Origin of the sequence: Paenibacillus sp. 276b (genome assembly GCF_900107875.1) — a bacterium.
GTDB lineage: Bacteria > Bacillota > Bacilli > Paenibacillales > Paenibacillaceae > Paenibacillus > Paenibacillus marchantiae.
The window spans coordinates 1,336,443-1,360,579 of sequence record NZ_FNRR01000001.1 but is presented as its reverse complement, the minus strand read 5'-3'; the positions used below and the strand labels follow the sequence as shown (position 1 = coordinate 1,360,579).

Annotated in this window: 18 protein-coding genes; all 18 read right to left on the bottom strand. The window is 48.0% G+C overall.

Annotated elements, in window-relative coordinates:
* Positions 1 to 96: 96 nt before the first annotated feature.
* Entirely contained in the window at positions 97 to 1,173 is a 1,077-nt protein-coding gene (gene glpX, locus BLV50_RS05840; protein WP_090806417.1) for a class II fructose-bisphosphatase, read from the bottom strand.
* A gap of 676 nt (positions 1,174 to 1,849) precedes the next feature.
* Positions 1,850 to 2,422, bottom strand: a complete 573-nt coding sequence (locus BLV50_RS05835) for an EVE domain-containing protein (protein ID WP_371129220.1) — start codon at positions 2,420 to 2,422, stop codon at positions 1,850 to 1,852.
* The gene (locus BLV50_RS05830) at positions 2,398 to 2,964 is read right to left on the bottom strand and encodes a DinB family protein (protein ID WP_090806415.1); all 567 of its coding nucleotides are present in this window, start codon (positions 2,962 to 2,964) and stop codon (positions 2,398 to 2,400) included. The genes BLV50_RS05835 and BLV50_RS05830 overlap by 25 nt, the downstream gene beginning before the upstream one ends.
* 66 nt (positions 2,965 to 3,030) lie before the next feature.
* A complete protein-coding gene (locus tag BLV50_RS05825; protein ID WP_090806413.1) occupies positions 3,031 to 3,978 on the bottom strand; it encodes a helix-turn-helix transcriptional regulator in 948 nt (315 codons plus the stop codon).
* Positions 3,979 to 4,206: 228 nt separating this feature from the next.
* A complete protein-coding gene (locus BLV50_RS05820; RefSeq protein ID WP_090806411.1) occupies positions 4,207 to 4,710 on the bottom strand; it encodes a (2Fe-2S)-binding protein in 504 nt (167 codons plus the stop codon).
* Positions 4,707 to 7,040 carry a xanthine dehydrogenase subunit D gene (gene pucD / locus BLV50_RS05815; RefSeq protein WP_090806409.1) on the bottom strand — a complete coding sequence of 778 codons (2,334 nt, stop codon included), beginning with the start codon at positions 7,038 to 7,040 and terminating at the stop codon, positions 4,707 to 4,709. Before pucD ends, BLV50_RS05820 begins: the two co-directional genes overlap by 4 nt.
* Positions 7,041 to 7,107: 67 nt before the next feature.
* On the bottom strand, positions 7,108 to 8,022 hold the full coding sequence (locus tag BLV50_RS05810) for an FAD binding domain-containing protein (protein WP_090806407.1): 915 nt from the start codon (positions 8,020 to 8,022) through the stop codon (positions 7,108 to 7,110).
* 308 nt (positions 8,023 to 8,330) lie between these two features.
* Positions 8,331 to 8,975: a nucleotidyltransferase family protein gene (locus BLV50_RS05805; protein WP_177031119.1), complete on the bottom strand. Its 645-nt coding sequence runs from the start codon at positions 8,973 to 8,975 to the stop codon at positions 8,331 to 8,333.
* Positions 8,941 to 10,116, bottom strand: a complete 1,176-nt coding sequence (locus tag BLV50_RS05800; protein ID WP_090806405.1) for an XdhC family protein — start codon at positions 10,114 to 10,116, stop codon at positions 8,941 to 8,943. The genes BLV50_RS05805 and BLV50_RS05800 overlap by 35 nt, the downstream gene beginning before the upstream one ends.
* Positions 10,117 to 10,245: 129 nt before the next feature.
* Positions 10,246 to 11,568, bottom strand: a complete 1,323-nt coding sequence (locus BLV50_RS05795) for a 5'-deoxyadenosine deaminase (RefSeq protein ID WP_090806403.1) — start codon at positions 11,566 to 11,568, stop codon at positions 10,246 to 10,248.
* 107 nt (positions 11,569 to 11,675) lie between these two features.
* Positions 11,676 to 13,274 (bottom strand): gamma-glutamyltransferase, encoded by a 1,599-nt coding sequence (ggt, locus tag BLV50_RS05790; RefSeq protein ID WP_090806401.1) that lies wholly within the window; start codon positions 13,272 to 13,274, stop codon positions 11,676 to 11,678.
* Positions 13,268 to 14,509 carry a pyridoxal-phosphate-dependent aminotransferase family protein gene (locus tag BLV50_RS05785; RefSeq protein ID WP_090806399.1) on the bottom strand — a complete coding sequence of 414 codons (1,242 nt, stop codon included), beginning with the start codon at positions 14,507 to 14,509 and terminating at the stop codon, positions 13,268 to 13,270. The genes ggt and BLV50_RS05785 overlap by 7 nt, the downstream gene beginning before the upstream one ends.
* A gap of 6 nt (positions 14,510 to 14,515) precedes the next feature.
* Positions 14,516 to 15,817: a Zn-dependent hydrolase gene (locus tag BLV50_RS05780; RefSeq protein ID WP_090806397.1), complete on the bottom strand. Its 1,302-nt coding sequence runs from the start codon at positions 15,815 to 15,817 to the stop codon at positions 14,516 to 14,518.
* Positions 15,804 to 17,219, bottom strand: coding sequence for an allantoinase AllB (gene allB / locus BLV50_RS05775; protein ID WP_090806396.1), 1,416 nt, complete (start codon positions 17,217 to 17,219; stop codon positions 15,804 to 15,806). The genes BLV50_RS05780 and allB overlap by 14 nt, the downstream gene beginning before the upstream one ends.
* 40 nt (positions 17,220 to 17,259) lie before the next feature.
* Positions 17,260 to 17,637, bottom strand: a complete 378-nt coding sequence (gene uraH, locus BLV50_RS05770) for a hydroxyisourate hydrolase (protein WP_063563931.1) — start codon at positions 17,635 to 17,637, stop codon at positions 17,260 to 17,262.
* Positions 17,637 to 19,142, bottom strand: a complete 1,506-nt coding sequence (gene pucL / locus BLV50_RS05765; protein ID WP_090806394.1) for a factor-independent urate hydroxylase — start codon at positions 19,140 to 19,142, stop codon at positions 17,637 to 17,639. Before pucL ends, uraH begins: the two co-directional genes overlap by 1 nt.
* A 295-nt stretch (positions 19,143 to 19,437) precedes the next feature.
* Positions 19,438 to 21,060 carry a PucR family transcriptional regulator gene (locus tag BLV50_RS05760; protein WP_090806392.1) on the bottom strand — a complete coding sequence of 541 codons (1,623 nt, stop codon included), beginning with the start codon at positions 21,058 to 21,060 and terminating at the stop codon, positions 19,438 to 19,440.
* A gap of 255 nt (positions 21,061 to 21,315) precedes the next feature.
* Positions 21,316 to 24,060 carry a CHASE3 domain-containing protein gene (locus tag BLV50_RS05755; RefSeq protein ID WP_090806390.1) on the bottom strand — a complete coding sequence of 915 codons (2,745 nt, stop codon included), beginning with the start codon at positions 24,058 to 24,060 and terminating at the stop codon, positions 21,316 to 21,318.
* Positions 24,061 to 24,137 lie beyond the last annotated feature (77 nt).

Below are 24,137 nucleotides of genomic sequence, written 5' to 3'. Positions count from 1 at the left end.
CTATATTCTCTTGTAACTTGTCCTATATAACCTTCTTCTTCACATGCTTTCACATGGATTCATGTTGGCGCAGACCAACTACAGTGCAGACCTACATTAGGTCGTCACACCGTTACCAACAGATGATTGACTGAACTCAGCCTGTTCCAAAATGGTGACATGACTTTGAATACGATCTGAAGACTCAGGTGTAGATTGAAGCTGCCGCACTTTGTGCAGCACTTCCTTATTCGGAAGGAAATGCTGAGAACGGATGAAACGAATCGTTTTGGTTTTGGCACGCATGACGATGGAATCGGTCTCTGCCCGATCATCTGCGAGGTAACGCACTCCCCCAAGAATCTCACCAGGGGTAACACCAGTTGCTGCAAAAATAACATCTTCCGTGCCGATCATATCCTGCATCGTTAATACTTTGTAAGGATTGTCGATTCCCATTTGCAAGCAGCGCTGGAACTCGTCTGCGTTCGCAGGCATCAGACGACCTTGAATCTCGCCTCCCAGGCAGGATAAGGCGGCTGCAGCAAGCACACCTTCCGGTGCTCCTCCTGATCCGACATACAGATCAATACCTGCCTCTGGGAACGCAGGTGCCATCGCGCCTGCAACATCACCATCGCTTAGGAACTTGATCCGCACACCAACCTTGCGCAATGTCTTGATCGTACTTTCATGTCGTACACGGTCCAGAATGATGACTGTCAGATCTGAGATGTTTTTGTTCAATGCTTCAGCGGCTTTCTCCAATGTCACCTCAACCGGATCTTCGATACTGACCTTGCCCACCAGAGCAGGCCCTACAGCCAGCTTCTCCATGTACATATCCGGTGCGTGGAGCAGTTTGCTTTTTCCCGCCACTGCAATAACCGATAAAGCGTTGTTCAGGCCCTTGGCTACGATCTCTGTACCTTCCAAAGGATCTACAGCCACATCAACCTCGGGGCCCTCAGCGTTGCCGACTTCCTCGCCGATATACAACATGGGTGCTTCATCCATTTCTCCTTCACCGATTACCACCGTGCCGCGAATAGACACGGAATCGAACATGGCGCGCATAGCCAAAGTAGCCGCCTCATCTGCACTATTCTTGTCGCCCCGCCCCATCCAGGGTGCTGAAGCTAACGCAGCCAATTCTGTTACTCGGACAATTTCCAACGCCAGTTCGCGTTCCATTTTTCCCACTTCCTTTCCAGTTTCCAAAAGCATACATTGAAAGCGGTACTAAATCCATCGCAAATCCATATGAAATTGATCTAAAACGGGAGTAATAACCCAATTTTGAGAAATCACCCCATTCTGTCCCTCATCGATAAACGAACACATTTACACAGCTTTGAACATGCCATTTTACGAGTCTTATCCACCGGATTATATCTGGTTTGAAGCAGTATATTTTATCTTATATTTTTCGATATTCTATATTCATTGCGTTGAGTGTTTTTCAGGAATAAATCAGAGTTAAAATTTCGTATAACAATGGTTTATGAACATATAAGTTGCAATTATAGAGAGGAATCTCATCCGTTCTCAAGTTCTTCGAAAACGATTTATAATAAGACCCCTACAACCGTCCTGTACTCTTAAAGGAACAATATTGAAGACCATTTAAATGAGGTTTTTTATTCAAAGATTTGAACTGGAAATTGACCTAAATCCAGCTGTATCCGCCCCTTAAACATGGTTAGCAATATAGATACAGCTTATGGAGGTCATCGAAAATAATAAGTTTACATAATAATTATTACGTTGTTGAAAATTCGATTATTTTTATTTCCCCTCAAAAGGTCTATTTTTTCCTCAGCTTTGTGTCACATAAATAAGATCTGACTCTTTGCTCAAACTATGTAGGTTAGCAGGTTTCTGCCTCAGCCCCCAACATGGCAAGTGCAATTTTCAGAAAATCCTCTTTTTGAATCTGCAAATGACCATATCTAAAATGATATCCCCAACGTGTCTGTCCCCGAGTAAGGATCAGTTGGTCCAGCAGATCAGCGATCTTCACCTGCTGACAAGGATAATACTGAACATTCCTCCGATACGGGACAAAGGAATCTGACACATGGTACGTGTACACCTGATCGTCTATTATGCGCCCTATGGCGGTGAATGCTTGAAGTACCTTGCCTCCTTTCATGCTTGTTCGCGGCGAATAATAGATCAGCCAGTCTCCTGCATTCATTTTGCGCAGAGAAGCTACCTTGCCGTGACAGAGCTGGGCGAAGCCCCCTTCCACCCCTTTTTCCACATGTGATGCAGACACAACGCCGATCCAGTATCGGTTTCCTTTTTCAGATTCAGCCTCAACTTCTAACTGTGAAGCCAGGAGTTCACTCGTATGAATCTGCATAATTCCTTTGCTGGTAGCCATCAAATCATGCTTTTCCTTTTCCTGTTCATTCATCTCTGCACCTGTTCTTCCCATGCCTTCTTCAGACGCTCAAGCTGCAAGAAATGATGACGATAATGCATTTCGACCAATGCAAACCATTCCTCTGCATTCAAACCACCAAAGCTTGGATGTGCCAACGTACATTCCTGTGTTGTTTCTTCCAACAGCACTTCCAATCTCCGCATTTCATCCCTTACCTCATTAAATCCTTGAATTATTGATTCTCTTCCATCCGATTGTAGTGGAGTATACTCAGGAGAATCAGGAACGTGGATACGTATCGGAGGAAAACTTGCTTGCGCAAAAACAGCTTCACCTGTTTCTGTTTTGCCCTGGTTTCTCTTCTTGCCCGAGTCCTCGTCTGCGCTTATACAAAGTTGAACATTGGCTAAATGCATTTTCATCGCAGACTGAATTAAATGCTGGTACATCTGGCCTATCGACCACTCAATCTCACTGGGTTTGTAGCTTAACTGAGCATCGCTCATCAGATCCAGTTCCTGCAAATAACGTTCCAGAGTCAGTTCAAAATCACGTCGAATCTCTTCGTTGTTCCTTGTTATTATCGTTTCCATACAAATACACAACTCCTTCAATCGGTTATAAACCGATCATACACAAACACTACTGACAGCGTTATGTCAGTAGTGTTTAAGGAGATTGCTTGCTTCCTCGCGAATTCGAATTCTTAATGATTCGGGCTCCAAGACCAGAGCCGAGGCTCCCCATCCAAGTATCCAATGCAATACGTCTTCTGGATGCCTTACACGAAAATCTGCGTATAATCCATCTGTTTGCAGTTCTGCTTTCTCCATGTAGTAATTATTCGCTTCAATCACTCTATTTGCAATTCGACCATGAAACCAAACACGGACATGCACATCACGGTTGTCAGGTGGTGAGTAGCTGTGAATATTAAAACCTGGAGGAAGATCGAATGGGTCTGTGCTAATCTCCAGATCACTCATGCGGGATATACGAAAATGACGAATCTCCTGTCGCAAATCACATCGGGCAATCAGCATCCATGAGCCTTGCATCCAAAGCATCCCGTAAGGGGACGACATACGAACGGTCTTTTGTACGGTTTCATTAACCGAACCAGGCTTATGGTAATGAAACCGGATTTTGAGTTTATTCTGCATTGCCTTTCGGATGATTCCCATATGTTCGATCTCTCGCTCGTGTGTATCACTGTCCGGTGAACGAAGTAAACGGATACCCTGTTGTATCTGTCCCACCTCTTCCCGAAGAGGCACAGGCAGGATTGCTTCAATTTTCGAACGGGACGTAAAGGATGTACTTTTATAGTAGTTATCGAAGCGCTGTTCGACAAAATCAAGCCCGATTAGAAGTGTAACCGCTTCTTCAGCTGTCAAGCTGATCGGAGGCAAAAAGTATCCTTCCATAAGTGAATATCCTACTCCGGGTTCTCCCACCACAGGAACTCCTGCCTCACATAACGCCTGAATGTCTCTGTATATGGTTCGGACACTTGTTTCAAACAAGAGGGCTAAATCTTCCGCACGTTGAACCTTCCCTCGTTGCAGTTCAAGTACGATGGCGAGCATACGATCCGATTTGTTCAAGAACACACCTCCTTGTGTGTAATACTAATTACATTCATCTTCATTGGACATCTATTATAAGTAACATATGGACAATTGAAAAGCATACTGATTAACAAGTCTTAATTATGGCCGCGTCGACCCATTTTCGTAAGGTGTTTCATTAAACAACAAAGACCAACCCGCAGAGCATAGGTTGGTCTATAAAAATTCTATTGAAATAAAGCTCGGATATCCCTACTTCCATGATCATTGGGTAGAGCCCATCCTATCGTGCTCATCGACTACCTTCCTTACTGCACGAAGAATCCCTCCATATCCAGTGCAGCGGCACAGATTACCGCATAATCCCATTTCGATCTGTTCTTGGCTAGGCTGCGGATAGCGATCTAGCAATGCCTTGGTGGAAATCACCATCCCGGGTGTACAATACCCGCATTGGAAGCCGCCTTCTTCCACAAAAGCCTGCTGAATTGGGTGCAACTTCCCTTCCTCTTCACCATACAACCCTTCTATTGTTGTTATCTCGCTTCTAACACATTGATAAGCCATAATGAGACAGGAATTGACCGGCTCTCCATCCATCAGTATCATACAAGCACCACATCGGCCAACTTCGCAGGAAACTTTCGTTCCGGTTAGATTCAAATGCGAGCGCAGTACATCCACAAGACGGGTTGTCTGGGTGATGTGCAATTGTTTCTCCTCGCCATTCACAACGGCTGTCCAGAAATTGCTCAAAGGTTCAGTCATGATGAACCCACTCCTTTCTGAAGCGAGACGCACAGTGGTTTGATCAGTTGATCGCGCGGAATCGGCAAACGATTAACCCACACCCCTGTAGCCTGGTGAATCGCAGCGGTGATGGCTGGAGCAAGCGCCACCGAACCAATCTCGCCAATCCCCCGTGGTCCAAACGGATCGCCTTCTGGCAGATCTTCAATTGCCTCCACCTCCAGGTTGGTGTGAATGTCGCGAATCGTCGGAATCAGGTAGGTGTCCAAATTGGTTGTCATATAGCGACTGTCTTGCATCACGGCATCCTCGGTCAATGTAAAACCCAGAGCCATTACACTTCCGCCTTCGATCTGTCCGATGAATCCCATTGGATTGATGACAGGGCCAGCAGCAACCACATGCCTCGTATCTAGCAATTTGGCTTCTCCGGTTAGCGTGTTTACCTCCACTTCTGCCGCTACTGCCGCATACGTATATAGATAATGCCCACCCACAACATTGTCCGGCGTGGTCGGATATTCAAATTGAGTATCAAAAATCCATTCTTCCTCTTTTCCATGCTTCGCCAGATCAACGTAAGAAACAACAACTCTGGAATTCATCGCCGGTTCATTCGCTGTAACTTCTGGAGAAAGCTGTCCCTTGTGCCATACTCCCTCAATTCCAGTAATCAGTTCGGCAGCCGGAATTCCTGACAAAGCAGAAGCTACTGACAAGATTTTGGAGCGGAATGGTGTCTGTAATCGCTGAAGAGCCATCCAGGCCATCGTCGTTGAACGCGAAGCGGTGCTTGAACCACTGTGTGGCACTCGATCCGTATCCCCAATGATTATGCTTAGATCGGATGTTGAGCAGTAGAACAGATCGCAGAGCATCATTTCCAGCGTAGCAATAAGTCCCTGACCGAATTCTTCGTAGCTGAATGCCACTTCAATCTTACCTTCGGCATTCAGAGATAGACGCCCGCCCGCCGGATCGGGAATGCCATAACCAAGCCCTGCTCCGTGCATCGCGATGGCTGCACCTACTCCACGTTTAATCCAGGGAGGTAGAGCAAGATCTGCCGAGGGATACTGATGCTTTTGCCATAACTCCGAACGATCCATCGCCTCCCATACTTGCGACAGTCCATCCGTGACCAGAATCTGTTGATTCAATGGCCCAGGATCGGTCTTTCCCCTCATGTTGCGTCTCCGAAACTCCCAGGGGTCCATATCCATAATCTCGGCGAGTCGATCCATCTGACCCTCCATTGCAAAGATTGCCTGATTCCCGCCAAATCCACGAAACTCTCCCGACACCCCATTATTCGTATACACCGAGACGCCCTCCACATCTACGTGGGGAATAGAATATGGCCCGAGACAGTGTTCTGTGCAAAAATTTAGGACAGGTGCCCCTAGCGTCGCATATGCTCCGGTGTCTGCGGTAATGCGGACTCGGTGAGCCTGGATCATGCCTTCACGGCTGATTCCGGTCTGCATTTCAATTTTCATCGGATGACGCTTTAATCCTGCACGTACGGATTCTTTGCGTGAATTATGCATTTTCACAGGACGTCCGGACCTTAAAGCAAGCAGTGCCCCATAAGGCTGTACATTCAGCTCATCTTTCCCCCCAAAAGAACCGCCTATCGGAGACGAGACCACCCGAATATCTTCTTCGGAACAGCCAATGATTCGGGCAAGCTGCATCCTGTCCTTGTAACCATGCTGTGTCGCCGCGTAGACATGGAGTCTCCCACTTTCATCAGGAACAAATAACCCGCCTTCCGTCTCCATATAGGCATGCATCTGGCGAGGGGTATAATACGTCTCACTCACAATATGTTCGCATGCAGCAAAGCCCTCATCTACATTGCCTCGTTTGATTTCGGTACGGTGCAGCACATTGCCGGGACCATGTTCATGGAGCTCAGGTGCACCGGGTGCCAGTGCAGCCTCTGGGCTGTCCAGCGGAGTCCATTCTTCATACTCAACCCGGATGGAATCCAGAGCGAGCGCTGCACGTTCCGGGGAGTCCGCAGCAACTGCGGCTATGGCATCACCGACATAACGAACGACATGCTCGCAAAATACAGGCTGATCCGGAGTTGTGATGCCAAACAGGTTCAAACCGGGTACATCTTTGGCGGTGAGTACAGCAAATACACCTTTCATAGCTTCCGCTTTGGTAGTATCGATAGACAATATGCGGGCATAAGGGTAAGAGCTTCGAAGGACCCTTCCGTGGATCATATTGGGCAGCTTCATGTCTGTCAGATATTGAAGCTGTCCTGTTACTTTGCCTATACCATCTGGCCGCAGATGCCAGCGTTTCCCACTACTATCCCGACTTAACAGCATGTTCTCTCTCCTTTCTCCCTTCAGAAGCTGTTGGTCTCACACTTTGCTTCTCCAAAATGGTTTTCTTCTATGATCGAAGTGCTTCCCAGAGTCCGGCTCCGAGCATATTACCTGCCGTTTGCTTACGGTACTGTTCTGTAGCAAATGCATCGCTATAAGTCACGAATTCCGAAGCTGCCGAGGCAGCTAGCGATAAAGCTTGCATAACAGAAGCCTCCACGCCAAGAAGCAACTTTTCCGACTCCGTAAGTCGCATGGCCATGCCTGAACCTCCACCTGCAGCGATCGCTATTTTATTCCAGCGGCCATCTGCATCCACTTCTCCGTGAAATGCAATCGTCACCAGCGATGCTGTAAAGGTCTCCCGCCGACCCAGCTTGCGGTAAAATGAAATTTCACGCGTCGCAGATGCCTGCTCGCTGGTGACATCAGGGAAAGGCGTATGTTTCATCGGAATATGAATGGAAATTAACACATCATTCGGATTGCGACTGCCGTCACGACCACCGTTCAGCCAAGACGAAAGACTTCGCATCTCCATGCCGTTGTCCGTCATCCAGTACAGCTGTGCATCGTAGACAAGGAGTGCAGGGATCGAGTCACCGACTCCCGATACAATGTTTCCGCCAATTGTCGCCACATTCCGGATAGAAGGAGCAGCGATAGCATTCATTGCAGACTGTAATAAGGGCAGCTGTTGCAGATGAACGTCTGTGGCACAATGACTTAATCGCGTCAGTGCTCCAATGACCAGCTCATCTCCACCCACATATACGCCGCTTGCACCTGGAATACGGGCAAGGCTAATCATATGCTCAGGTACAGGAACAAGGCCGCCCTCCCACTGAGTACGCAATAATGTTGCCCCTGCTGCAAAACAATACTTCCCGGACAGTTCACTCTTTAAAGCTTGAAGCTCATCTAGATTAACGGGCTGCCAAACCGTTGGTTGCGCTCCAGACCCATATGCAGACATAACCATCCTTCCATCTCCCTTCTCTACCTGGAATCTGTCTTCGGGACGTTGGATATGAACGAATGATCCAAATAATTCTTCAAATCATATGGGACTGCAACAATAAGGTCAATTATCTTCACATCATTTTGGATAAATGTATAAATAGACTCTTTGATTTGTGCCTGATGCATTATTAACTCTCAAAAGCTAACACAAGCCATTTCATAACCAATTAGATCAAAACAATAAAGAGGCCAACCAGATGGTCTGGCTGACCTCATCACTGCGAGAAATAATACACAAGGAATCGCTCCTTCTGCCTCGATTTTCATTCATCTTATGCCATTCACATAATCCAAAATACGTTCCAGCTCTGGTTCGGTATCCGCATCCCAAAAGCTAAATTCAGACAAAGATACATGCTTGCCTGCATATTTGGGATTGCGCATGATTTTTCGCGCTCCCTCATCTCCGCTAAGCGACAAAAGAGGCCCCAGCATATGTTCACGAAAGGCGACCGGAGGCTTGCCTCCACCGCCATTGGTAGCTGCTGCATAATCACACAGTTTGTTGGAGGCTAACGACTCAGCAACCCTGTTAATATCTTGTGCCTGCAATAGCGGCTGATCTGCCAAAATTATCATCACACCTTCTGGCTTGTATGCTATAGCAGACAGAATGCCACAGTGAAGGGACATGGCGATACCGTATGCATAGTCGGTACAGATTGCAATCTGAAGCCTCGTGCTCGTATCTGGAGTACAACCATATGATGCTGCATTGAGCCACATGGAGGGGATCCACGCTAATGAATCCTCGGGTTTGACCACACAGATAACTTTCTCCAAATCGGATTTCAAGGCAGCTTCCAATGTCCATGCGGCCAAACATCTTCCATCAGGCATGACGATAGACAGTTTATCCCGCCCCATTCGGCTGCTCTTACCTGCCGCTAGCACGATGCCCGTCAGTCGCATGTGCAATCCCCCTCTGTACTTTGCGACGCTCTGCGGCAACAGCTGCTCTTTTACAGGCAATAAGTTCTGCTGCGATGCTGATTGCGATCTCTTCCGGTCCATCGGCACCAATGGTCAAGCCGACGGGTGAATGCAACTGTTTTAGTGGAGGGAGATCGTTCAGCAAACGTGCTGTTCGCGTTCTGGAGCCCATAATACCAAGGTATGCATAATTCCGATCCTCAAGTAATTCAAGAAACTCCCGTTCTCTCGGAAATTGATGACTCATCAATACGATATAATCCCCGCTTTGGATATCCAGTACAGGTATGATCTCACTTGGGAAACCGCGAACAAACTCAACACCAGGAAAGCGTTCAGCGGTGCACAAGGTTTCTCTCCAATCCGCTACAACCACACGAAATCCTGCTGATTTGCCCAGACGGGCGACGGGGATCACATCATTTCCGGCTCCAAGGATAATCAGACGGGGTTTGGGCACATATTTTGCGGAGATCTGTAAAGGGATATCCCACTTCTCCACCTCAGTCAATCCATCCCTCTGAAGATCACTCTCTCCAGAATTAGATGTGAGATCATCAGCTTCAGACGAATGAATAACGACCAATGATAGTCGCGGTGTGTCGTCAGTAATCATTGTATTTATTGGATTTAGAGAAGCTCCCTTGACAGCTGGAGAAGGGTATAATGATGTCTGCCTTTCTGCACCCTCAGCGAGCTGAATCACATAATGAATCCGGGTGTATTGATCGTAGAATGAACGGGTTAGCTCCACAGCTGATCCAGATTGAAAATACGCATGCATATGGGACATGATCGACCTGAGTTCACCACATACCGGCTCTAGCAGCACTATAATTAACCCGCCGCAGCCAATCGTTTCTCCCCAGGACAGATCATCTTCGGGACGCATATCATACTCCACGAATTCCAACTGCTGTGTATCCAGCACACGGTCCACCCTGGCCTGCAGATCACTCTCCAGACAACCTGGACTGATACTGCCATACACCACACCTTCTTCGGTCAAAAGCATAGAGACTCCTTGCTTACGGTAAGCATGACCTTCTACCTTAACCGCTGTTGCGAGAACACAGCGCGGTTCCCGCGCTGCAATTGCACACAGATCATGCATTTCCATCGTGTCTCCATCCTTTCAGGGATTTGAATTCGAATCCGAAGAAGTGAATCTTGAGCTTTTTAGCGAAGATTGAATGTCCAACTTTTGCTCAGATAGTTCATTGGCTGAGTTTCATACGGCTGCATTCGATTAGATACGTTTCATCAATCTTGCAATACTTTTATCCGATTCACGAAGCACAATGCCACGATCAATCGTTTGAATCTTCCGGTTTTGGAGCACGATGCTTCCATCGATAATAACGGTATCCACACAGCTACGCGTTGCGGAATAGACCACACGAGAGTACACATCGGTCTCATAGGAAGGGTACGTATGAAAATCATCCAGATCCAGCAGCAACATATCTGCTTTTTTACCCACTTCCAGACTGCCGATTTCCTTGGACATTCCGAGCACTTCTGCTCCACCCATCGTCGCCATACGAAGCACCGTACGGGCGTCCATCACTGTTGGACCATGAGGTACCTTTTGAATGAGCGCGGTCAGACGCATTTCCTGGAACATATCCAGATTGTTGTTGCACGGCGCACCATCGGCACCAATCCCTACCGCAATCTGGCGATTCAGCAGATCAGGAATATCCGCTATACCTGAGGACAGTTTCATATTCGATCCAGGGCAGTGGGTGACTTTTACCCCGCGTTTGCGAATAATCTCCTTCTCTTCCTCACTCAGCCACACACAGTGGGCAAGCACCAGTCTTGGGGTAGCTAGACCGATATGATCCAGATAGACAATGTTGCGCATGCCACGCTCGTGTTCTACCAGTTCGATCTCGCCACGATTTTCGGAGGCATGGGTGTGCACTTTCACATGGTACTTATTCGACAGGTCACGCACCTCAACCAATAATTCTTCGGTGCACGAGACGACGAAGCGTGGACAAAACGCATACTGAATACGGCCACCGCCGAATCCATTCCATTTCTCCAGCAAATCGACACTTTGTTGCAGCGAGGTAGCCGTATTTTCACGCAGCGGTTCAGGAACTTCATCCCCGTGATCCATCATCACTTTACCGGAAATCACCCGAATGCCGCTCTGTGCCATCGCCTGAAAAGCCGAATCGGTATGATGCACGGTCTCCATATCCAAAATGGTTGTTGTCCCGCTGGAAATCAATTCGCCCAAGCCGAGCATCGCCGAGTAATAGACAGACTCTTCATCATGCGCTGCCTCAAGCGGCCAGATGCGTTGACGAAGCCAATCCATCAGCTCCAGATCGTCCGCACGTCCACGGAACAAGGTCTGACATAGATGAATATGCGTTTGGATAAAACCCGGAAGCAGTACTTTGCCTCGAGCATCAATGACCTGATCTGCCTGAACATCGATATGCTCTGCAATTTCTTTAATTTTATTGTCCTCGATCAGCAAATCTCCCGTAAATACATCCTCTTCTGCATTCATTGTGACGAGTTGTGCACCTTTTAGCAGGATCGTTCCCATGATAATCTCCCCTATCCGTATCTATCTGCGTAAATTTACTTATTCTGATCCTGCATTTTAAGGATGATCTTCTTTGGATCTATCCATGATGCTTTACACAAATCACGCTACCACCCGATAGCCATGCCATCTCCCCTGGGATCTGCTGCCCCACTAATCATGCCATCTTCACGGATGACAATCCCTTGTGACTGCCCCATAATCCCGTCCCACGGCGCTCTGGCTTCGACGTTATGTCCCCATCGGGTAAGCGTGTCACATACGTCGTCATGATAGCGGTTCTCCACTCTCATCGTGTCGCCTTCCTCGCCCCAGGTACGCCCATACACCCAACGCGGTAACCCAATGGCTTCCTGAATGTTCAGACCGTAGTCCAGTACACCCGTAAGAACTGATAACTGTGTCTGAGGTTGGCCTTCACCACCCTGCGTGCCTACGAGCATATAAGGTTTCCCGTTACGAGTGACAAGACCCGGCATTAGGGTGTGGAATGAGCGTTTATTTGGTTCTAATACGTTAGCGTCCTTCGGATCAAGTGAGAAAAAGGAACCTCGGTTCTGCATGATCACACCCGTATCCCCGGGCACATAAGCAGCGCCAAAATCAAAGTACAGGCTCTGGATAAACGAGACGGCATTGCCTTCATTGTCCACAACCGCCGCATAAGCCGTATCCTGACCCATCATTTTGGACAGAAAAGGCTGTGCCACAGCAGGTGGAGCGGACTGAATCTCGTTCCATAATTCATTTCCATAAACCTTGGACAACAAATTTTCCAGCGGAATATCCCTGAAATCCGGATCTGTGAGATAACGATCACGGTCACGAAATGCCTTTTTGACCACTTCAGCCATCAGATGATAAAACTCGGGGGACGTGCGCGCCACGGAAGATAGATCAATATGTTCCAGCATATTCAACATCATCAGCATCGAGAAGCCCTGTGAATTCGGCGGCATCTGGTGAACTTGATAGCCACGGTAATCGGTAGTGATCGGCTTCACCCACTCTCCCTTGTGAGCCGCGAAATCTGCTGGGGCAAGCATGCCGCCATCCTCACGAATAGCCGAAGTTAGCTGCTCCGCCAGTTCCCCGGTATAAAAAACATCGCGTCCACCTGCCTGAATCAGGCGAATGGAAGAGGCAAGATCAGGCTGCAAGAGCAGATCCCCTTCCTGCAAAAGTGTACCAAAAGGGGCAAATACCGCTCGCAGCGGTGAATGCCCCATAATGAAATCCTCATCACGTTCCAGCCACAGGCGCAGATTTCGAGATACAGGACATCCCTTTTCCGCATATAGCGCAGCTGGTTCAAGCAACTGTTCCCACTTTAACTTCCCATAGCGGGACCAGACTTCCCACCATGTATCTACCATTCCAGGAACGGTAATTGCACTAAGCACACCTCGCTGAGGAATGGCGCTCATCCCCATCGCTTTGAACGTGTCGGCATGAATGCCTGCTGCTGAACGACCGCTACCGTTGTAGGCCGTTATGTCACCACTTGCACCGTCGTGAATCAGAAAGAAAGCATCTCCGCCAAGTCCAGTCATATGCGGGTAGACTACGCCCAGCGCGGCACTTACAGCGACAGCAGCATCATAAGCGTTACCACCCTGCTGGAGCATTGAGCTGCCAACCGTACTCGCCAAATAATGTGGGGAGGTAACCATCACCTCCCTGGATATCGGCATCTGGTTCAACATAAGGCGCCCTCCTTCCCGGCATACACATCCAACGCTGCCTGTACGGCCTCGCCTGCTGGCAAGGCGTGACGATGACGCAACAGTACAGCTTCCAGTGCGCCCAGCACATGGAGTACATTTTTGCGCTGGCAGCTGAATCCCATCGTACCAATACGCCAAATCTTGCCTTTCAATGGTCCAAACGAACTGGCAATTTCAATACTGAAATCGTTCAGAAGCATGCTGCGTACCGACTCTCCGTCTATGCCTTCCGGAATTTCGATACAGGTGACCATTGGAAGTTTACTGGACATCTCTCCATACAGTTTGAGCCCCATACCCTGAATTCCCGCGACTAACGCACGTTCATTGATCCGATGTCTCTGGAAACGGGCATCCAGACCTTCCTGAAGCAAAATTCGTAGTCCCTCGTGAAGACCGTAGAGCATCGAAGTAGCCTCTGTATGATGGTTTAACCGTGCCGAACTCCAGTAGTCCTGCAATTGGCTCAGGTCAAAATAATTACTGGCAATTGTGCGCCCTTCAGCCCGAGCACTTGTTGCATCGCGGAGGCCCCGTTCGACGGTTTTGCGGCTCATCAGTTTCTTCTCCACACGGCTGTTATACGTTAATGGCGCCATCCCGGATGGAACGGACAAACACTTCTGCGTTCCTCCCATGACTGCATCCAGATGCCAGGCATCCGTCTCGACAGGTGTCCCGCCAATTGTGGCAACCGCATCGACGACAAGTAAAATATCGAGTTCACGGCAGGCTTTGCCAATCTCGGCGAGAGGCTGCATTTGCCCGGTTGATGTCTCACCGTGAACCATCGCAACCAAATTCGGCTTATGTGCATGGATCGCCTTAATAACTTCTTCGGGATCAAATACCGTTCCCCACTCTGTTTCAAAAAAGATAACCTCGGCACCACATCGCTCCGAAATTTCAACCAACAGATGTCCGAAACGTCCATAGATGGGGACGAGCACCTTGTCCCCTGGCTGAATCAGACTGACCAGCACGGCTTCAATCCCTGAGCGGGATGTACCATCTACCGGATAACACCACTCATTGTCTGTCATGTATAGTTCACGCAGCATGGCCATCGTCTCATTCATCAGGGAAGTGAACTCCGGATCAAACTGCCCCAGGATCGGGAAGGATAATGCCCTCAGAACTCTTGGGTCGACTTCAACTGGCCCCGGTGTCATGATCGTCCGCAAGGACGGGGACAATTCTTTATAGTTGGACATCTTCACTCAACTCCCGTAACCGTATTTATAGAGTAACTGAACCAGAACCCGGAAACCTTTCATCAGGTCCTCTTCAGCTGTATATTCAAGGGGATTATGGCTAATGCCATCTTGGCTTGGTACAAAGATCATCGCTGTAGGACAAGCCGGCTGAAAGATCTGCGAATCATGTCCTGCGCCGCTTGGCAAGTGCATATAGGATAATTGCTCCACTTCACAAATATCACGAATGTCTGACGTAATCTGTTCGTTCATCGGAATAGGTGTGACAGACAAGTGCTCCTCCCAGTTCAGTCCGAGCTGTTGCTCGGCTGCGATTCTGCTAAATTCCTGTAGCATATTGTGCCAGCATAGATCAATGCTCTCTTGCCTGATATGCCGGATATCGAGCGAGAATACGGCCCGGGATGCAACGACGTTACCCACACCCGGATCAGCTGTTATTCGACCCACAGTGGCTACAAGTGGTTCTCCCGCTTCAAGCGCAATGCGTCTTACGGCTGTGATCATCTCGGCTGCACCTGCAAGTGCATCCTTGCGCCAGGCCATCGGTGTAGTTCCGGCATGATTGGCTTCGCCACTTACTGTAATGTTAAAGCGTTTCTGGCCTACAATATCCGATACAATACCAATCGAATGGCCCAATCGATCAAGGACCTGACCTTGCTCGATATGAAGTTCGATAAATGCACCGTATGTGTGTGAAGCCATTCTATAGCTACTATCTGGTCCAAAGCCTGCATCATGTATTGCCTGTGCAAAGGTAATGCCTTCTTGATCCTTCAAATGCTGAACTTCTTCCAGCACGCTTACCCCCGTTATACTTCGTGATCCCCAATAAGCGAAGGGGAATCGACTACCTTCTTCCTCGCATAAGGATACGACTTGAAGCGTTCTTTTGGGTGCCCCAAAATTTTTCTGCAGATACTCTAGCGCGAGCACTCCTGCAACTACGCCATATGCACCGTCATACTTCCCACCATGTACCACGGTATCGATATGGGAACCCGTAACAATCGGCGCCTCTTCCATTCCTGTTCCTGAACCCGTACCGTGCAGAGTTCCATACAGGTTGCCCGATTGATCAAATTCAGGAGCCAACCCTTTCTCCTGCATTTTTGCCGCTAGCGCATGCTGTGCCTTACACCATGCTTGGTCGTACAAAAGACGTGTCACACCTCCCTGGGGATCAGCGCCATATGTAGACAACCAGTCAAGCATGCCTTGCAGCTGCACCTGCTCCAATTGCGGCAAAGCCTGGGTGGGACGTTCCGTACCGGAAGACGTGTGTACTTCAAAGTCCGTCATGATACCCCTCCGTTCCTTCAACACCAACCGGAACAGATGAGTTAGCACGGATAAACCGTCCTAAAGGTTCATCCGATAATCCTGTTTTTGAACTGTATACTCGTGTGCCCCGGCAGAACACATCTACAATGCTGGAGAAAAACGTGCGTCCCACATAAGGACTCTGTTTATGTGTGTAGTGCAGATCATCCGTATTTAAGGTGGTACTCTTCTCCCAATCAATCAGTACCAGATCCGCGTCCTTGCCGATGGCGATCTCACCTTTGTTCTCCAATCCAAGCCTTCTGGCAGGTTGCAGGGCCAGGACTCTTCCCAGCAAAGGAAGGGCTACATTTCGCTGAAGATGTCCTTCCTCCAACATGAGCAGCAGCGTACTTTGCGCACCCGAGATGCCACCCCAGATTTCAAAGAAATTATCAGATTGTTTCATCGATGGCGGACAGGGTGAGTGGTCGGATGCAATAACATCAATCAGACCTGCTGCCAGCGCATCCCATAACTGATCTTGCTCAACCTGACTCCGCAATGGCGGCGCACACTTCGCTACAGCTCCCAACCGGACAACATCCTCATCTGTCAGAGTCAGGTAATGTGGACATGTTTCAGAAGTTACATCCAGCCCGCGCTGTTTTGCCTCTGTAATCAGATCAAGCGCTTCCCGTGTACTGATATGAACAAAATGAAGTGCACATCCGGTTTGCTCCCCATATTGCAGCGCTCGTGACACCGCCCGAACCTCTGCTTCTGCTGGGCGAGATTGCACGTAATCCATCGGGCCGATTCGTCCATCTGCAATACTCCTTGCCCCAAGTTCAGCAACCATCGCTTCGTCTTCCGCATGAAGCGCCAGTACATGGTTTAGCTTTGCAATCTCGTACATGCCATTCAAAAGTGTATCGTCATCCGCTCTGGCGAAGATGTCTTCCCCTTCTCCGCCAGGTTCGGACATAAATGCCTTGAATCCGGCCGCACCCATATCGGCCAAAGGTGCAAGCTCGGCCCGATTGCCGGGAACAAGTCCTCCCCAGAACGCATAATCAACATAGGATTGACCGTCGGCTGCTTTCATTTTCGACTCCCAAGCCTCCGGTCTAATCGTTGGAGGGACACCATTAAGCGGCATATCGACATACGTCGTAATTCCACCAGCAGCCAGTGATGCGGATCCCGATTTGAAACCCTCCCAGCTCGCGAGTCCAGGTTCATTAAAGTGAACATGGATGTCCACAGCCCCCGGCATCACTGTGAGGCCAATTGCTTCTATTATTTCAGTATCTTCATCACCCACCAGGTGTGAGGACAAAGCTGATATTTGTTCACCAGTAATCCCAATATCCAGTTCTTCCACGCTATCTCTCAACACAACCCGGGCCCCCCGGATGATCGTATCTAATCTTGTCATATGGATGACCCTCCTCTGATCAGAACCGGATTCGTATATTTCAGCTTCCCCGGTATGTACTGTAACCTCCAGGCGCAATCAACAGAGGAATGTGGTAGTGACTTGAAGCATCGGATACGGCAAACCGGATCGGCACAACCGTCCATAATACCTGCCCTAATTCTTCAAGAGATCGCTGTGCGTAATATCCCTCAACGTTGAAATGAAGCTCGTAGACCGCTTGCTCAAGCTTCCCGCCTTCAAGCAAAGGTGCATCCAGACGCCCATCGGCATTGGTCAACGATTCAGCAACTTTCATTTTGCTTTCCTTCTCGCCATTCCTGTGTAATACAAAAAGTTCAACCCGCACGCCTGCGGCCGGAACGCCCTTGGAAGTATCCAGCACATGCGTAGTAATCCGTCCTCCAGCTACCGACATCATGCCTCACCTTCTCTCTTCGAGCCCCTCTGGTCAGCCTCTAGATCATCCCTTGTCATTGAGAAACCCTGAAACCCATAAGGAGGCCTGGCCTCGGTGAATACTCTGCCTTCTCCTTCTTTTACTTCCTCCAGCACCGTTTCCCATGTCCGATTGTTGGATTCAAATGAAACCTCACTGAGCTGTCCAAATCGTCGCAATAGCCTTAGTCCAATCTGATAAATTAGATGCTGAATGGATGCCGAACGACACGCATGGAACACGGCTGCAGCTACATCTATTACCTGCTCCGCCGCTACATAACGTCCGCGCTGATCGTCCATGCCATCTCTCGGGTCTTCGTAACGCCAATTGATATTCAGGAAAATGAACAGTGGACGGTCCCATGTCTCGGGTAAGGTGGTGTGCTCATCCTTGACGAAACCGGCAAATTCACTGCCTTTGACCTTAATCAGCCTGATATCTGCGACACCACTGAAATGATTGCTCAGTTCAACCTGATTTCCTTTTCGCTGCGCTTCAATTGCAGCCGTCGCGCGATCATTCTGGGAATAACGGAATACCAGCTCGCTTGCACGAAGGCTTCCTTCTCTGCGAACAGGCACATCTTCAAAAGGAATCTGATCTGCCGTCATTTGCACTTTGGTCATCTGCGGATATGTCTCCAGAAAACGTCGGCTAACGTAAGCGAGAAAACCCTCCACCGTAGCTCCGTAGTAATCCGCAGCATGTTTCAGGATGAAATTCTTCATTGAATCCGTTGCAACGACGCGAGAGTTATCTCCTTCGATAAAAGAAGGCAGAAATTCGTCGCCTTGCACGGCTACTTTAATGTTTAATCCGAACAGGATATTATTCCGTCCGGTGAATGGAGATTCCGGGATGGGCTGAATACCCGTCAACGGTTTGGCGTATGAGCGGTATATCCATACATCTCCTTTGCCGTAATACATGGTCCGTTGCTTTACTTCGGATGGCTTAAATTCAAACTCATGTTCATGACCAATCTGCACCAGCCACTGTTCCAATCGAATGGAAGCAATCTTGAACACTTCCTTCAGGGCGGTCTGGAATTCCTCCTCTCTTCCTCTCCGATTGCGCTTCCGCATGGACTCCAGGATGGACTGAGCTGTGTGACCTTTCACGGCCAATATAAAAGGAAAGCCGAATTGGCTTGTATATTCTTTGTTTAGTTTACTAAGTTCGTGATATTGCTCCGGCGAAAGTGAATTAAGCCCTGCACCAGCCTGTTCTTGAACAGAATTGCTGCTCATGCTGATCCGCGCACCGAGATCCGGGTGATTGCAAAGCAACTGCAACTTGACCTTCTCATCGGATGTCTGAACTGTGTTCTTCATGACATTCATCATGTGTTCAAAAGAGTCAAATGGCCGTGAAGGCCAGGAACGCTCCGCCACCCAAGGCGATTCTTCGAATAGTCCGCCAAACGTATGCACGAACTGTGTGATAGACCAGTTGTTAACGAGTTTAATGAAGTCGCCCATGTTAGAACCTCCGGTCTTCTGTGGATTGTTGTTTTTCATTTTAAGTGTCTCTCGATACTGCGACAACAATATTTACTTAATTTTGTAATATAACATAACATCAGTTATGTGATTTGTTAGCAATGCACGGGATTTGGTTGTTCAAATGTAATGAAAAGCTAAAAAACCGCACTTCCTCAAGGGAAATACGGTTTTATCTGACATGCCTGTTTCATTGTCATGCTGCACAACACTTGTTCTGGATAATGATTATGATCATAAAAGTATTTACGTATTAAGTAGGTCCACTCTTCAGTTAATAATGCTGCGAATACGGCCTAGCCGTAGTTTTGTCCCGCACAAACTTACGGAAGGTGAACACGAGCTTTAATTTCAGCAAATCATTAGTCTTCTTAAAGTCCATTTGCAGCAAACTTCCGACTTTCTCCATCCGATAGGTAACGGTATTCCGATGCACAAATAGTTGCTTCGCAGCTTCGTTAATGAGTCCGTCATTCTCGATAAAAGATTCCAACGTATTCATCAGTACCTGATTGGGATCGCCGTCCCTGGCCAGTAAAGGCTCAAGTACTTTATTGCAGTAATTCTCCATGATGTTATCTGGAACATGTTGGAACACATAGGCGAATTCCAGCATCTCAAACTGGAGAGCCCGATCCTTCATACCGAATCGGCGAGCCAGTTGGCGAGTATCCAGACATTCCTGATAGGCTTCGCGTAGCGACTTCGGCTCATGCTTCATTTTGCTGATCCAGAAACGCGGTGAAGATGCTCCCTTGGCTTCCTGTGCTGCAAGAACATCCCCGAATCGATTAAGCAGGAATGCTGATAATTCCTCTCCATAATCCCGCCCCGTTGGACAGGTATAGATGGATAATATGCCATCTTCGATCTGAAAATGCTGTGAGGCCGTGAATTGCATAAGCGGATTGTACTGCAACTCGCGGTGGATCTGCTTCAGCAGTTTTCCTTCTGCAAAAACAGACGGTTCCAGCGTAATCAACACGCATTGGTAGGTCGCCTGGAACAGATGAACGCCTTTATTCTCGCTGAGCTTGGTGAGTTCATCTACCGTCATTTTGTTATCTAGATATTGGGTTAACAGCGTACGCATCTCATCCTGAACGGTGGGGTTAATGTGTTCTCGATAGGTCATATCCATATAGAATGCCAAGACATCCGCAGCCTGCTGAAACAATTCTTCCTCCGCTCTAAGTGACAGCGCCGAGTCTGTGAAGACAAGCAAAAATCCGTATTCTTCATCATTCTGCTTGATGGGTACCCGGTGGCAGCTTCCCTGATTCCATTTCACTCGGTGCATGACGGATTTCCAAGGCCAACCTTGTACTACAGCATCTCCCGCAATACCTTCGCTACCATAGAGCACATGTCCGCGGGAGCCAATAACCGCAAGTGGATAATTCAACACGGTAGCTAGTTCGGCAAATACATTCCGATGCTGTTGCTGCTGCAATGCAAACTGCATCAATTTTTTCTGTTTTTGCACCACCTCGTGCAGTAAACGATTGCTGCGTTCATGTTCAGCCTTGAATAACGCATTCATCTGGTCTGAAAATGTAAACTGAAACGGCAGTTCCAGTAGCGGTAACCGCAGTCGATCTGCTTCCTCGATAATTCCTTGCGGAATGGCCTGCCAGAAGCGGCCCAATTTAATGCCAAGCCCAGCACAACCACGTTCGTTCAGGCGGCGCATCAAACGAAGTGCATCCGTCTCATTGTCTTTCATAATAAACGCGGTTGTGAACAGCAGTTCTCCGGATTTGATCCAATCCGCTATATCTGGAGCGTCCATGACGTTAACGGATTTCATCATCCGCGAAGTCCCTTCCCCACCTGCAACCAGTCTGGCCTCAGACAACGGGTATACCTGTAAAGCCTCTTTAACCGTGAGCTGCATGGACATTACCTCCCATATATATAACGCATGAAGCCGTATATATCCTTGATTTGGAATTGAACAAAGATTGAGCACTTGGTTTTAACCATTTTATTGAAATAGACCTTTATTGTTGTTAAGTATTATAACATCATTTTTATTTTAATAGCTTACATGAGAAAAAAATAAAACCCATGACACAATTGCAGCAATCGTTGCGCAACTGGCATAGGTTTTATTTTTGAGTTAATACTGTTGAATTTCAAACGGAAAAGATCAGATTCCCAATGTTTCATGACTCAGCCATAATTTCATGCGGGAGAGTACCTCTTTCATATTGAGCGGTTTGCTAATATAATCCGAAGCTCCTGCCGCGATACATTTATCACGATCTTCTTTCATGGCTTTGGCAGTCAAAGCAATAATAGGGAGCTTCTTGAGATTCAATCTATCACGGATCTGGCGAGTGGTCTCATACCCATCCAACTCTGGCATCATGATATCCATCAAGATAATATCCGGATTCGCTTCTCCGCTCTCTAACATCTCCAGACACTCGTAACCATTCTGAGCTGTTATCACTTTCATGTCATACTGCTCAAGGGCATTTGCCAAGGCATAAACATTTCGAATATCATCATCGACAACGAGAACCTGACGACCATTCAATAATGATTCTTCAAGTGGAGTCAGCAACATCTCGATTTTGGTTGAATTCATTCCTGAAGCACTGTTTATTTCAGGAGCAGTCACAGCAACCTCATTCAAGAACAATCTGGAGTTCTGCATAACCTCAGGCTCTTCCCTTCTAAGCGGAAGGAATAGGGTAAAGACACTTCCTTGTCCTTCGCGGCTCGTTGCCGAGATTGATCCTCCCAACAGATTGGCAAGGGATTGAGAGATCGACAGTCCCAGTCCGGTTCCACCGTATTTTCGAGCTGTGGCTCCATCGGCCTGTTTGAACGCATCAAAGATCTGCAGCAGTTTGTTCTCCGAAATACCAATTCCGGTATCACTAACCGAGAAAGCTATAACATCCGTCTCTGCTCCGTTCCCTTCAGGATTGGACAGACTCACTCTGGAAATAGTTAAGGCCACTTCTCCTTCATTGGTGAATTTGAATGCGTTGGAAAGCAAATTTCTCAGAATCTGATGTAACCGCATCTCGTCGGAAAAAATCGTTTCCGGCAGAGGGCTTTGAAGCTGAATACGGAAATCAATTCCTTTTTGCTCAGCCGTTTTCAGGAAATATTGATTCATCGCTTCGGGCAGGCTTCCAAGATAGACATCATCCAAGTCCACTTCCATCTCCCCGGCCTCCACTTTGGAAAGATCGAGAATATCGTTAATCAGATTCAACAGGTCCTTGCCTGATGCATGGATCACCGAAGCATATTTCTGTTCTTCACTGTTTAAGTGCTGATGCTTGTTCTCAGCCAAAATCTCGGACAGAATCAGCATACTGTTCAGCGGAGTACGCAGTTCATGCGACATATTCGCCAGGAACTCAGATTTGTAACCAGAGCTTGTCCGTAACTGATCCGCTACTTCTGCAAGTTCACTGGCAGAGGTCTCAGCCGCATTTTTCTGCAGTTCCAGACGCTCGTTCAACATGTGCAGTTCTTCTGTCTGCATATGTAACTCTTCCGTCTGAGACACCATCTCTTCGGTCTGTGCCTGCAATTTCTCTGATTGTGTCTGCAATTCTTCATTCAGTACCTGGGATTCATCATACAAATGCTGTAATTCCATGCGTGTGACGGTGGAATGAAGCGACACCCCGAAGATTTCGATCAGTTCGGTTAGCAGCTTTGTTTCCTTAGGTTCGATTGGCTTCATGGAAGCCAGTTCGATTACAGCTATCGTTTTACCTTCAAATACCACAGGGGCTACCGTGAGTGATGCAGCTGACGCATCACCAAGTCCCGATGAGATGCGAATATAATTTTGAGGCAAGTCGTTCATTTGCAGAACCCGCTTCTCAATCGCACTCTGACCAACTAATCCCTCACCCGGTGCAACGGATACTTTACCGAGGGAACGCTCTTTCTCGCCATCTGCTGCATACGCAGCTACACGAATGAGACGATTCTCTTTCATCGCATATAACACGCCATAAGGGGCTTCCAACAGGATAGCGACCTGGTTTAAGAACAAGCGTGACAGTCCCTCCAGGCTCGTAGGGTTCTGCAGGAGCGTGGCGATGTTGGCAACCTGATCCTTAAGTCGATTCTGTTCCTGTACCGTGTCCAGCAATATATTGGTCTCTTGGCCCAAATCACCGACTTCATCATGTGTTCGGACAACAATACGCTGTGTAAGATTGCCGCCTTGGGATATGTCGGTGATGGTTTGTTTGACTTCACGCAGGGTTTTGACGATATTACCCGAAATGACAAGCGCTGCGGCAACAGATAGTCCAGCAACGACAGCCCATAAGGTGTACATAATTGTAAGCAGTGTGGAGCTTCGTTCGGCGAGCTCGGTCACCCGACTCTCCGTGAGGCCCATCTCTGTGTTGCGGAAGGTTTCAAACTGGGACCGTAACAGATCAATTTCGCTTTTACCCGGATCGGAATGGAAAAAATCAATAACTTTCTCCTGATCCCCTTGTCTTTTTAGGGCTACCGAGGCTGTTCCGGCAACATCAATCCAGCGGACAATATGTGATTTGATGTTCTCCAGGCTCTTCTGCTGGGATGGGTTATCGCTAACCAGCTCATACAGTTGGGCATAATTGGAGTTCCATTGGGTCATCGCTTGGGTGTATGGCTCCAAATAACTTTCTTCCCCAGTAATCATGAATCCCCGCTGTCCTGTTTCCATATTCAGAACATTTTTCTCAATTGCGTTGGTCAGGTTATGCACTTCCAGGTCGTGGTGGCTGATAAAATCGATTTCCTTCTGCGATGCATCAATTTGGGCAGATAACACCAGCAACACAGCACCAAATAACAACACAACCACTAGATAGCCCAATAGAATTTTGGAGCGTATCGTGAATCTTCTCTTTTTCGACAACGCAGAAACCTCCAATGAAATAAACAATTCCGATCGATTAAAAAAACAGTCGCATATGTAGTTTATATGTATACGTA